Origin of the sequence: Geminicoccus flavidas, from assembly GCF_009806515.1 — a bacterium.
GTDB lineage: Bacteria > Pseudomonadota > Alphaproteobacteria > Geminicoccales > Geminicoccaceae > Geminicoccus > Geminicoccus flavidus.
Map to the genome: position 1 here is coordinate 1 of NZ_WUJP01000679.1, position 11,844 is coordinate 11,844.

At 67.0% G+C, this 11,844-nt stretch carries 14 protein-coding genes; 9 read left to right on the forward strand and 5 right to left on the reverse strand.

From position 1 onward, the window contains the following. A partial coding sequence (locus tag EQG76_RS19195) for a sensor histidine kinase (RefSeq protein WP_159715966.1) occupies positions 1-1,383 on the forward strand: 1,383 nt, incomplete at its 5' end. Beyond that, entirely contained in the window at positions 1,349-1,702 is a 354-nt protein-coding gene (locus tag EQG76_RS19200) for a response regulator (protein ID WP_200840944.1), read from the forward strand. The genes EQG76_RS19195 and EQG76_RS19200, both read left to right, overlap by 35 nt. Before the next feature lie 62 nt (positions 1,703-1,764). On the opposite strand, the gene EQG76_RS19205 is transcribed toward EQG76_RS19200, so the two are convergent. Next, complete coding sequence (locus EQG76_RS19205) at positions 1,765-2,970, reverse strand: ABC transporter substrate-binding protein (RefSeq protein ID WP_159715968.1); 1,206 nt, start codon at positions 2,968-2,970, stop codon at positions 1,765-1,767. Between the two features lie 234 nt (positions 2,971-3,204). Between EQG76_RS19205 and EQG76_RS19210 the strand changes: the two genes are divergently transcribed. The 5 genes from EQG76_RS19210 to EQG76_RS19230 are packed head-to-tail and all read left to right on the forward strand — an operon-like array spanning position 3,205 to position 7,147. Further along, positions 3,205-4,005 carry an ABC transporter ATP-binding protein gene (locus tag EQG76_RS19210; RefSeq protein WP_235031455.1) on the forward strand — a complete coding sequence of 267 codons (801 nt, stop codon included), beginning with the start codon at positions 3,205-3,207 and terminating at the stop codon, positions 4,003-4,005. Beyond that, positions 4,005-4,751, forward strand: a complete 747-nt coding sequence (locus EQG76_RS19215) for an ABC transporter ATP-binding protein (protein WP_159715969.1) — start codon at positions 4,005-4,007, stop codon at positions 4,749-4,751. The genes EQG76_RS19210 and EQG76_RS19215 overlap by 1 nt, the downstream gene beginning before the upstream one ends. Further along, positions 4,748-5,662: a branched-chain amino acid ABC transporter permease gene (locus tag EQG76_RS19220; RefSeq protein ID WP_159715970.1), complete on the forward strand. Its 915-nt coding sequence runs from the start codon at positions 4,748-4,750 to the stop codon at positions 5,660-5,662. The genes EQG76_RS19215 and EQG76_RS19220 overlap by 4 nt, the downstream gene beginning before the upstream one ends. Further along, positions 5,659-6,741: a branched-chain amino acid ABC transporter permease gene (locus EQG76_RS19225; protein WP_159715971.1), complete on the forward strand. Its 1,083-nt coding sequence runs from the start codon at positions 5,659-5,661 to the stop codon at positions 6,739-6,741. The genes EQG76_RS19220 and EQG76_RS19225 overlap by 4 nt, the downstream gene beginning before the upstream one ends. A gap of 10 nt (positions 6,742-6,751) precedes the next feature. Further along, on the forward strand, positions 6,752-7,147 hold the full coding sequence (locus tag EQG76_RS19230) for a hypothetical protein (RefSeq protein WP_159715972.1): 396 nt from the start codon (positions 6,752-6,754) through the stop codon (positions 7,145-7,147). Positions 7,148-7,186: 39 nt separating this feature from the next. On the opposite strand, the gene EQG76_RS19235 is transcribed toward EQG76_RS19230, so the two are convergent. Next, positions 7,187-7,387: a hypothetical protein gene (locus EQG76_RS19235; RefSeq protein WP_159715973.1), complete on the reverse strand. Its 201-nt coding sequence runs from the start codon at positions 7,385-7,387 to the stop codon at positions 7,187-7,189. Positions 7,388-7,463: 76 nt separating this feature from the next. On the opposite strand from EQG76_RS19235, the gene EQG76_RS19240 reads away from it, so the two are divergent. After that, positions 7,464-7,841, forward strand: coding sequence for a peptidase inhibitor family I36 protein (locus EQG76_RS19240; protein WP_159715974.1), 378 nt, complete (start codon positions 7,464-7,466; stop codon positions 7,839-7,841). A gap of 51 nt (positions 7,842-7,892) precedes the next feature. Here the strand turns inward: EQG76_RS19240 and EQG76_RS19245 are convergent, their stop codons facing one another. Next, positions 7,893-8,780 carry a dihydrodipicolinate synthase family protein gene (locus EQG76_RS19245; protein WP_159715975.1) on the reverse strand — a complete coding sequence of 296 codons (888 nt, stop codon included), beginning with the start codon at positions 8,778-8,780 and terminating at the stop codon, positions 7,893-7,895. Positions 8,781-8,900: 120 nt separating this feature from the next. Continuing rightward, positions 8,901-9,656, reverse strand: a complete 756-nt coding sequence (locus tag EQG76_RS19250; RefSeq protein WP_159715976.1) for an SDR family oxidoreductase — start codon at positions 9,654-9,656, stop codon at positions 8,901-8,903. A 132-nt stretch (positions 9,657-9,788) separates the two neighbouring features. Between EQG76_RS19250 and EQG76_RS19255 the strand changes: the two genes are divergently transcribed. After that, on the forward strand, positions 9,789-10,703 hold the full coding sequence (locus tag EQG76_RS19255) for an AraC family transcriptional regulator (RefSeq protein ID WP_159715977.1): 915 nt from the start codon (positions 9,789-9,791) through the stop codon (positions 10,701-10,703). Positions 10,704-10,760: 57 nt separating this feature from the next. Here EQG76_RS19255 and EQG76_RS19260 read toward each other — a convergent pair. Then, positions 10,761-11,844 (reverse strand): hydantoinase B/oxoprolinase family protein (locus EQG76_RS19260; protein ID WP_200840945.1); only part of this gene is annotated, 1,084 nt, incomplete at its 5' end.

The following is an 11,844-nucleotide window of genomic DNA, read 5'->3' on the forward strand; positions in this document are numbered from 1 at the left end:
GCGCACAGCGACCTGCAGAACTTGATGGCCGCGACCGATGTCGGCACGCTGTTCCTCGATACCTCCTTGCGCATCAAGCGCTTCACGCCGCGGCTGAACGAGCTGTTCAATATCACCTTGAACGACGAAGGCCGGCCGATCACCGACTTCACCCATCAGCTCGACTATGACGGGCTGGCCGACCAGGCGCTCCTGGTGCTCAAGGACCTGACGCCGGTCGAGGAAGAGGTGCCGAGTCGGGCCGGCGGCTGGTATCTCGTGCGGATGCGGCCATACCGCACCATCGACGACAAGATCGACGGGATCGTCGCCACCTTCGTCGATATCACCGAGCGCCGCCGGGCTGAGGAAGCCTTGCGCCAGAGCGAGGAGCGGCTGCGCCAGGAGAGCCGGCTGGTCAACCTGTCCCGCTCGCCGATCTTCGTCTGGGATTTCGACGACGGCATCCTGCAATGGAACCGCGGCAGCGAGGAACTCTACGGCTACAGCCGCGCCGAGGCGATCGGGCAGCGGATGGAACGGCTGCTCCAGGTCACGGTACCCGGAGGATCGTTCGAGGAACTGCGCCAGTCACTGGTGACCAAGGGCATGTGGAGCGGCGAGGTCCTGCACACCACCAAGGACGGGCGCACCCTCACCGTGGAAAGCCAGATCGAGCTGGTCCCGCTCGAGGGGCGACGGCTGGTCCTGGAAAGCACCCGCGACATCACCGATCGGCAGCGCTGGATGCAGCGGCAGAATCTGCTGCTGGACGAGCTCACCCACCGGGTCAAGAACACGCTGACCGTCGTGCAGTCGATGGCGCGCCAGACCTTGCGGACCTGCCCGGACCCCAAGGAGTTCGCCGCGCGGTTCGAAGGCCGGATCGCCGCCCTGGCGGCCGCCCACAAGCTGCTGGTCGAGTCGCACTGGCAGGGGGCCAGCCTCGCGGCACTGATCGAAGGCCAGCTTCAGGCCTATGTCGACGATGATTCAGGAAGGCTCACCATCACCGGCGAGCCGGTCGTCTTGCCGGCCGATCTGGCGACGCCATTCGGCCTGGTCCTGCACGAGCTGGCAACCAATGCCGAAAAATATGGCGCCCTGTCCAATGATGATGGGCGCGTGGCACTCGACTGGCGACTGACGGGGAACAATCGACAGCACTTGACCGTTGTCTGGCAGGAAAGCAACGGGCCGCCAGTGCATCCTCGGGAGCGGAGTGGCTTTGGCAGCGTGCTGATCCAGAAGGGGATTCCCGGCGCCAAGGTGCGCCATGAGTTCCTGCCGGACGGCGTGACGTGCACGATCGAGCTGGACATCCCGGAGGTCGAGCCGCGCGATGAGGAGGACTGGCCAGACCAAAGGCTTGGAAGGAGCCAAGGTCTTCATCGCGGACGATGAGGTCCTGATCGCCTTCGATCTCGAGGCGACCTTCCAGAGTTTCGGGGCCCAGGTGGTCGGGCCATGGTTCACCTTGCCCGAAGCCATGGCGAGCGCCGAGCGCGACCGCATCGATGTCGCGGTGCTCGACTTTCGCCTGGGCACGGAAACCACCGAGCCCGTCGCACATCTCCTGATGGAACGGCAGATCCCGTTCCTGTTCTATAGCGGGCAACGGCTGCCCGAACTGCTGAGCTGCCACGGCCACGTGCTGGTCGAGAAGCCGGCGATGAATGAGCGCCTCGTCGAGGCCGTCGCACGGCTCATGAACCGGCCCTGACCGGCACGACGCCCCCACGGCCGGCACCCGTGGGGGCGTCCCTTCTCACCGAAGGGGCAGGCTCAGTCGGTCTTCAGCCGGTAGAGCACCTCCTGCGGCACCGGCTCGGCGATCCGCCACTGGTCGATTACCTTGCCCTGGCCGCCGCCGACCTCGGCGATCAGCTCCAGCGGCCGGTCCTGGATGTGCAGCATCGGCGTGAAGGTCCTGGGGCCGAGCAGGGTCGGCTCGTCCTTGAAGGTGTTCATCACGTCGACCACCGGCTGCGCGTCGGTGGTGCCGGCCTTCTCGACCGCCTTGGCCCACAGCTCCATGAAGGCCCAGATCGGGAAGGCATACTGCGTGGCAGGGCGGGCACCCCAGCGCTTCTCGAAGCGCTCGGCCAGCTCGTTCACCTCGGGCCGTGGGTCGTCGCCATAGGCCGAGGCCTGGATCGGGACATAGAAGTCCTTCAGGCCAGGCACGGCGTCCTGCCAGTACAGCCCGTCCATCGACTGCGAGCCGAACACGGGTATGTCGATGCCGGCCGCCCGGATCTGCCGCAGCGCGCCAGGCGCACCCGGCATGGAGGAGCAGAGCACTAGCACGTCGACCGGCTTCTCGGCTGCCACCGAGCGGAAGCGGGTGATCTGCGAGGCGATTGAGGCATCGCTGCCCTTGAACACGTCGCGGCCGACGATCTCGCCGCCGACATTCGGGAACCGCCAGTCGAAGCCGGCACAGGCCGACTTGTTGTACTCGAGCGTCTCGTCGAGCAGGACATAGGCGGTCTTGTAGCCCTTCTTCTCCATGCCCCATTCGGCCAGCGTCGCACCTTCGACCTGGGCGGCGTTCGACGAGGTGAAGGACAAGGGCCCGACCCCCATCACGCCCGCCTTGGGATCCCCTGCGCACAGGAACACGGAGATGACGCCGGCCTGCTGCGCCTGCAGAGCGGCCGGCGCACCATAGTCGTAGTCGCAGGTGGCGAAGACCACCACGGCACCCTCGCGCAGGACACGCTGGCCGGCCTTGGCACCCTCGACCCGGTCGGACTTGGTGTCGGCCGAGACCTCCTTGAGCTGCCTGCCGAGCAGGCCGCCCTTGGCGTTCTGCTCCTCCATCCAGAGCAGCGCCATCTTCTTCGAATCGCTGTCATAGGCGTTCATGGCGCCCGAATCAGCGACCGCGAAGCCCAGTACGATCTCGTCGGCGGCCTGCGACGGGAGTGCGCCCATCGTCAGTGCTGCGCCCAGCGCCAGCCCTCCCAATAACTTCGATGCGACCATTCGTTTACGTCCCCCTGTAGCTGCTGTGCGGCCGACCTGCGCGGCAGGCGGGCATTCGCCAGTGCTACGAGCAAGCCACGTACCAAGGCGGCTGGCAACGGCCGATGCGCATCCGTGCTGAGGACTTGCATGGTTCTTGCTGCATCTGCGTGGACAAAATTCCAGCTCCGCTCCCAGAATGCATCCATCAGGGAGCTTCATTTGTGATCACACGCGATGCGAGGTGGCGTCGAAATGACCAGAAGACCGACCATGACCGCCACCGGGGTCGAGCAGTCGCAGGCGGCCAGCCTCGCGGCGCAGGGTGTTTCCGTCCGCTTCGGCGGGCTCACCGCGATCGGTGACGTGACGCTGGGCCTGGAGCGGGAGAAGATCCTGGGTCTGATCGGCCCGAATGGGGCCGGCAAGACCACGCTGGTCAACTGCCTGACCGGCTTCCAGCGGCCCACCGAGGGCAGCATCCTCTTGGGTGGACAGGACACGGCCGGCTGGAGTGCCGAGCGGTTCCGGCACCAGGGCGTGGCCCGAACCTTCCAGGCCGGGCGACTGTTCAAGGACCTCACCGTGGTCGAGAATGTCGAGGTGACCGGCACCGGCATGGGGTTGGGGCGGCGCCAGGCCCATCACCTGGCCATGGAGCTGCTGGCCTGGCTGGGCATGGCCGACAAGGCCGACATCGTGGCGGGCACCCTGCCCTATACCGACGAGCGCCGGGTCGGCATCGCCCGCGCTTTGTTCCTGGGTCCGGCCTTCCTGCTGCTCGACGAGCCCGCGGCCGGCATGGCGGACGCCGAGTGCGACGAGCTTTCCCAGATCGTGCTGGACATCCCGAAGACCTTCACCTGCGGGGTCCTGCTCATCGAGCACAACATGCGCATGGTCATGGGCACCTGCGACTTCATCCATGTCCTGGACAGCGGCCGGACCATCGCCGAGGGCACGCCGGCCGAGATCCAGCGCAACAAGAAGGTGCTCGCCGCCTATCTGGGCGGCGAGGGCGAGAAGCAGCTGGAAATGGCGGAGGGCCATCACTGATGCTGGAGGTCGAGGATCTGGCGGTCAGCTATGGCGGCACCACCGCACTGGCCGGGGTCGCCATCTCGGTGAAGGAGCGCGAGGCGGTCTGCGTGGTCGGGCCGAACGGTGCGGGCAAGTCGACCCTGCTGGCGGCGATCGCCGGAGGCGTGCCGCCCAAGCGCGGGCGGATCCGCTTCGACGGCAAGGAGCTGGTGGGCATGCGCGCGGAGAACATCGCGCGGCTCGGCATCTCGCTGGTGCCGGAAGGCCGCCACGTGTTCGGCACGCTGACCGTCGAGGAGAACCTGTTCATCGGCACCTATGCCACGAGCGACCGGCGCTATGCGCAGAGCGACGCCGAGCAGCTGCTGGGCTATTTCCCGCGGCTGAAGGAGCGCTGGCGCCAGCCGGCCGGGCGGCTGTCCGGCGGCGAGCAGCAGATGCTGGTGATCGCCCGGGCGCTCATGACCCGGCCGCGCCTGGTCATGGTGGACGAGCCGTCGCTGGGCCTGGCGCCCAAGATCGTCGACACGATCTATGCGACGCTGCTGGCGCTGCGTGCCGAGCGCGGCCTGACCCTGCTGGTCAACGAGCAGAGTTCCGACCGGATGCTGAAGTTCAGCGAGCGGATCTACGTGCTGCGCAACGGCCGCATCCTCCTGCACGGCAACACCGCCGACCTGCAGGACGGCGAGGCCATCACCCGCGCCTATTTCGGCTTCGACGAGCACCACGCCCCTGCCACGAGCGAGGCCGCGGCATGATCAACTTCGCGCAGACCTTCATCGACGCCTTATCGCTCGGCAGCCTCTATGCGCTGGCAGCACTGGGCATCGGCCTCCTGTTCGGCATCCTGCGGCTGATCAACTTCGCCTATGGCGACCTGATCACCCTTGGCGCCTATGCGCTGATCATTCCTTCCACCGAGGCGGTCGCCACCCTGTTCATTGGCGGCTGGCCCTGGTTCATGGTGATCATCGCAGTGGCCGTGATCGTGGTGGCGGCAGCGCTGCTCTCGGACCTGCTGGTGTTCCGCCATATCCGGCGCGCCGACCCGGCGACGCTGATGATCGCGTCCTTCGCGGTTAGCTTCGTGATCCAGAACCTGATCCTGATGTTCTACGGCTCGCGGCCCAAGAGCGTCGATCTCTGGTCGAACCTGAACTACCAGATCGCCATGGGCGGCCTGCGCATCCCGCTCCTGCAGATCGTCACCATCCTGGCCACGCTCGTCCTGATGGGCGGGCTGACGCTGCTGCTCAAGCGCACCGCGCTCGGCATCCAGATGCGTGCGGCCGCCGAGGACTTCCGGATGGCCCGCTATCTGGGCGTGCGCGGCAACCTGGTGATCGGCCTGGCCTTCGCGATCTCCGGCGTGCTGGCGGCGGTAGCCTCGCTCCTGCTTCTGTCGCAGACCGGCACGCTCAGCCAGACGCTGGGCGTGCCGCTCATGCTGTTCGCCTTCATCGCCACGGTGGTGGGTGGCATGGGCAGCCTGATCGGGGCCGCGACGGGCGGCTTCGCCGTCGCCTTCGCCTCGGTGTTCCTGCAGGCCTACCTGCCGGACGATCTCCGACCGTTCCGGGATTCCTTCGTGTTCGGCATCGTCATCCTGATGCTGCTGCTCCGGCCGTCTGGCCTGGTTCCCACCAAAGCCCTCGTGGAGCGCGTATGACCGACACCGCCCAACGCCGCTTCCTCCGTGCGGCCCTGCCGGTGCTCGCCCTCCTCCTGGGCGTCACGGCGATCACGGCGCTGGTGGCGCTGCTTGGCAACGACGAGATGGCGCTGACGGTCACCGAAGCCCTGGTCCGCCTGATCGTGGTGGTCGGGCTGTCGGTGTTCATCGGCAATTCCGGCGTGGTCTCGTTCGGCCATATCGGCTTCATGTGCATCGCCGCCTATGCCGCCGCCTGGGCCACCTGCAACCCGATGTGGAAGCAGCTCATGCTGACTGGCCTGCCGGTCTTCCTGCAGCAGGCGCAGTATCCGTTCTGGGTGGCGGTGGCCGGCGGTGCGGTGCTGGCGGCGGCCGTGGCGCTGGTGTTCGGCGCGGTGATCCTGCGCCTGTCTGGCATCGCCGCCTCGATCGCGACCTTCGCCTTCCTGGCGATCGTCAACAATGTCTATTCCAACTGGGACTCGGTGACCGCAGGGGTGAGCTCGATCATCGGTATCCCGACCGTGGTCGGGCCTTGGACCGCGCTCGCCTTCGCGCTGGGTGCCATCGTGCTGGCCTTCTGGTTCAAGGGCTCGCGCTTCGGCCTGATGCTGCGCGCTACCCGCGACGACCCGGTGGCGTCCCGCGCCTCGGGCGTCAGCATCGTGCGGGTGCGGCTGGCCGCCTTCGTCCTTTCCGCCTTCATTGTGGGCATCGGCGGCACGCTCTACGTGCAGTTCCTGGGCGTGGCGACGGTGGACATGTTCTACCTGCAGCTCACCTTCATCACGCTAGCCATGCTCATCATCGGCGGGATGGGCAGCGTCACCGGCGCCATTGTAGGCGTGTTCGCGGTCACCGTGTTCGTCGAGTTCTTCCGCTTCCTGGAATCCGGCGTGCCGATGGGCGATTTGGTCCTGGCCCTGCCCGAGGGCTCGCAGGAAATAGCACTCGGCATCGGCATGGCGCTGATCCTGATCTTCCGGCCCAAGGGGCTCACCGGCTCACGCGAACTGAAGCTGCCAGGCCTGGGTTCCAGCCGCAGGGCAATGGCCCCTGCCCTGACCACGACCGAGGCCGCCGCCAGAAGCTGAGAACAGCGAAATGAAGTTCAATCACATGGCCCAGCGCGTGGCGCCGCAGCACTTCGACACGGTGGTCGCGATGTTCCAGGCGGAGCTGGGCTTCGTCGAGCTGCGCCGGACCGAGCGGTCGGTGTGGATGCGCCAGCCCGGCACCAATGTCGACCTGCAGCTCAACCACAGCACCGAGGCGGGACGCGATGCCGACAAGCGCCTGTCGCAGGTCTCGTTCCTGAGCGACACGCCGCGGGCCGAGCTGGAAAGGCTGGCGGGGTGGCTGTGCGCACGCGGGGTCGCGGCGGAGGTCGGCAGCTATTCGACGCGCGAGTTCTACCTGGATGCGCCCGAGGCCTTCGTCGACTTCGTGGTCGAGGCAATGCTGCCGGAGCTGGCCGATTACGGGGTAGAGGTGGCGTAAGGCGTGCCGGGGCTCGCCCCGGCTGCCAAGCATGTCCGGTCAGGCACCACCGAATATTGCCAGAAATGTTTCATGATTTCCGGCAGCAACCCTGCTGATGAGACAAGCACTCGGCCGCACCTTGGCAAGCGATGCCTGGTTGACCAGGCACAGGACTTGCCGTAGAATTTCAGTCCGAATTTGCACGAACGGCAATTTCTGCCTGCCTTCAGCACGCATTCTCACGAACTGCAGCATCACGATTTGCCTCGTCCCCGATCTCTTGAAGATTTTCGTCGGGAATGAACGTCGTCTCTTGCGGTAACGGAGGTGTGCAATGCGGAAGATCGGCATTTTCCTGCTGCCACTCTGTGTAGCAGGCTACCTCGCCACGCCAGCCGAGGCGTTCAACGGCTGCTCCCTCTACGAGCATACGAACTGGGCCGGATCGGAATTCCGGATCGGCAGGAACTACCGGACCCCCTATGTGGGGGATGCCTTCAACGACAAGGCGAGCTCTGTCAGCGTGCCCAACGGCTGCAGGCTCTCCGTCTGGGAGCACTCCAACTGGGGCGGCGAGGTCCGGCACTTTTCTGCCGGTGACTATCACTATGTCGGGAACCTGTGGAACGACCAGATCTCGTCGGTGAGATGCCGGTGCGGGAATAGCCAGGTCCAGACGATCAACACTTCGAGCTCGAGCCTGTCCAGGTAGCGGGGGATCAGCCGGGGCGTTGCCGTCCGCTCGCCCCGGCCCCTTCATCCGCTACAGCCCTGCGACTGCCGTCATCACCCTCTGCCGGTCGGCGCTATCCAGCGGCAGGATCGGGCGGGGCGGATTGGCGCGGGCCAGGCCCAGCTCGTTGGCGATCGCGTGGACGACGCGGTAGCTGCTGAGTTCGCGGAACAGGGCCCAGAGCGGCTGGAAGCGTTCGTTGAGGCGGGCGACTCCTGCCGCATCGCCAGCCTGGGCGCTACGCATCAGCTTCAGCGTCGGTGCCGGCAGCAGGCCGCCGATCACGCTGTACCAAGCGACCCCGCCGGCCAGCACGGCATCCGCGGCCAGCCAGTCGCCGCTATAGCCGATCGCGAACTGGGCGGGGACCATCGCCTGCAGCGCCCGATGCCGCTCATGTGCCTCGCCGGCGGGCGGTGCCGGGTTCTTCACGGCCCGGATGTTGGGCACGCCGGGCAGGCGCTGCAGCAGCGCATGGCTGAAGTTGAAGTGGGTCGTGGCGGGGTTGTTGTAGATGCACAAGGGCAGCCCGGTCGCCCCCGCCACCGCCGCGAAGTGCTGGAAGACCTCCTCCTCGATGAGCGGGATGTAGGAGACCGGGGCCAGGAGCAGCCCGTCGGCGCCAGCCTGCTCGGCATCGCGCGCCAGTGCTGCGGCCTCGTCGGTACGCAGCGCGCCGATGCCCACGATGAGCGGCGTGCGCTTCTGCACGGCGTCGGCCGCGGCCTCGATTGCCCGCAGCCGCTCGCTGCGCTGGAGATAGACGTAGGAGCCTGTACTGCCGAGCAGACCGATCGAATCCACCCCGGCCGCCACGAGGCGGTCCAGCAGCACGGCCAGGTCATCGACGAGCACCCGGCCATCTTGGTCCATGGGCGTGATCGGGAAGGCCGAGAGGCCGTGAAACAATGCGGGCATGCTTGCCTCCCTTCTGGCGTCGCGAGCAAACGCCGAAGGGCGCTGGCGGGCAAGGCCCCTTGGCCGGTCCGGCCCGGGGTTCACCTGGGCACGGCCGGCTCATGCGGGATCAGGAAGACGTCAGATGCCCTGGCCGCCGGAAACTTCGATCCGCTGGGCATTGATCCAGCGATTGTCCTCGGACAGCAGGCTCGCGATCATCCGGCCGATGTCATCGGGCAGGCCGACCCGCCCGAGTGCAGTCATCCCGGCGAAGCTCTGGTTCAGGTCCGGCGTGTCGCGCACCGCACCGCCCAGGAAGTCGGTCTCGATCGCACCGGGCGCCACCGTGTTGACCGCGATGCCGCGCCCGCCCAGTTCCTTGGCGAGATAGCGGGTGAGCACCTCAACCGCGCCCTTGACCGCCGCATAGGCGGCAAAGCCCGGATAAGCCATCCGGGTAAGTCCCGAGGACAGGTTCACGATCCGGCCGCCGTCCGCGATCAGCGGCAGCAAGGCCTCCGTGAGGAAATAGACGCCCTTGAAATGGACGTTGACCAGCGCGTCGAACTGCGCCTCGCTGGTCTGACCGATGGTGGCCATGTCACCATGACCGGCATTGTTCACCAGATGATCGAACCTGTCGCGCCGCCAGCCCTCACGTAAGGCGGTGCGCAGGCGTTCGGTGAAGGCGGCGAAGCTGGAAACGTCGCCGACATCGAGCTGGAGGGCAGCCGCCTGGCGGCCGGCTGCCTGGATCTCCGCGACGACGGCCTCCGCCTCCGCACGCCGGCTCTGGTAGGTGAGAATGACGTCGCCGCCGCTTCGGGCGATGGCGAGCGCGGTGCTGCGGCCAAGGCCGCGGCTGGCGCCGGTAACGAGGGTGATCCCGGTCATGGTCCGATCCATTGGAGGTGACGCCCTCGATATCGGCCGATCAGGTGCGCGATTGTTGCCGGAAGCTGGGGTTTTCTTGCCTGATCCTCCAAACAGGATCGTGCATGTTGGCGATTCGGCTATAAGCGACGCATGACCGATACGCTGCTCGATAGGGTTCGCCGCTTCGCGGAAGTCCATGCCGACCCGGACGGCGTTGCTCAAACCCCCATCCCCGGCGTCACGGCGATCAGGGCAACGGCACGGAGCGAGCTGCAGTACGCGATCTCCCGGCCGCTCGCCTGCCTCGTGCTGCAGGGCACCAAGCACGTCACGATGGGCAACCAAGCCTTCACCTTCGGTGCTGGGGACTCGCTGCTGATCACGGCGGATGTGCCGACCGTCAGCCAAGTCACGCGCGCGAGCTTGGTCAGCCCTTATCTGTCACTGGTTCTGGACCTGGACCTCGCGACGGTCGCCGAGCTGGCGATGGAAATGAAGGCGGCACCGGCTCCGGGCGGCGGGCCAGTACGGGTCGAACCCACTGATGCTGAGGTGGCCGATGCGGCGCTGCGGCTGATGCGCCTGCTCGACCGCCCGGCCGCGGTGCCGGTGCTACAGGCACAGTTGCGGCGCGAGCTGCATTACTGGCTGCTGGCCGGGCGGCATGGACCCACGATCCGGCGCCTGGGCTTTCCAGACAGTCAGGTGCAGCGGGTGGCGCGGGCGGTGGCGGTCCTGCGGGCGGAATTCGCCCGGCCGATCCCGATGGACCGGCTGGCCGCCGCTGCCGGAATGAGCCCGTCCTCGTTCTACGCCCATTTCCGGGCGGTCACGTCGCTTTCGCCGCTGCAATTCCAGAAGCAGTTGCGCCTGATCGAGGCGCGGCGGCTGATGCTGGCACACGGAAGGAATGTGAGCAGCGCCGCCTTTGCGGTGGGGTATGAGAGCGTGCCGCAGTTCACCCGCGAGTACCGCCGCATGTTCGGCCTGCCGCCGGTCCGCGAGACCAGGGCCGCCCGGATGAGCGCCCAGGCCACGCGGATGGAGGCGGCGGCCGCCGGATGAGAAGACCCGCAGGCCCGGGATCGGCTTAGGCCTGCGGCATTGGCCGGAGCGGCGCGCTCAGGTCGACCAGTGCGCGGCGGAGCGCTTCTTGAACATCTCGCGGAACTCGTTGGTGGAATTGACCATGAGCTCCCCGGTGGCCCAGTCCAGGATCACGCCGTAGCGGCGGATCAGGTCGAGCTGGTCGATCTCGCCTTTGCGGTAGCGCTCGGCCACCGCCTCGGCGGGCTCCTCCAGCCAGCCCTTGCGCTGAGCACGAATCTCGGCGCGCAGCTTCTGGGTGGCGGGCAGGTCGACCTCGTACTCGGCGCGATCCTTATCCACCGTGCGGATCACCACGCCATAGTCCTTGGCCGCCCGCTCGATCGAGACATAGTCGTCGGCCACGTCCTCCACGACCAGGGCCGGGTCGCGCAGCAGCGGGTCGCCGAAGCCGCCGCCGCCCGATGTCGGCCGGGTGAACAGGTCGCCCTTCTGGATCGGCACGTCGGAGAAGATCGTGCCGAGCCATTCCTCGGGATTGTCCCGGCCGCCGCGATGCAGGGCCAGGCCGTGCGGATAGCCGGGCAGGCCGCCATTGATCCCCCAGACGATCGCGCGCTCGCGGTCGCAGATATAGGAGATCACCACGTTGTCGGCCTCGCCGATCGTGCTGGTCTTGCGCAGGCCCACGCCGCCCCGCCACTGGCCCGGGCCGGCGGAATCGGTGAGCATCTCCATCTCGTGGCACAGGATCGGGCTGGTGCGCTCCTGGCCCTCGACGGGCTGGGCCATGAGCCCGGTGCCGAAACAGGCGGTGGTGACGTTGGAGCCGTCCTTGCCGTTGCGCCCGCCCCAGCCGCCCGGCAGCCAGTCGTAGAACATGAAGATGTTCTTGGCGTCGTGGCGCCGGTCGCGCCCACCCGTCAGCAGGTATTCCAGGTTGAAGGCGCAGGCGATGGCGCGCTCGGGCATGATCTTGGACCAGATCTCGTAGATCGAGTTCATGATCTTCTCGAACGGCATCAAGAAGCCCGTGACCGCTACCGGCCACTTGGCGTTCACGATGGTGTCCTCGGGGGCTATCACCTTGATCGGTCGATAGAAGCCCGAGTTCAGCGGCAGGTCGGGGAAGAAGGTCTTCATGCCCGCGACCACGGCG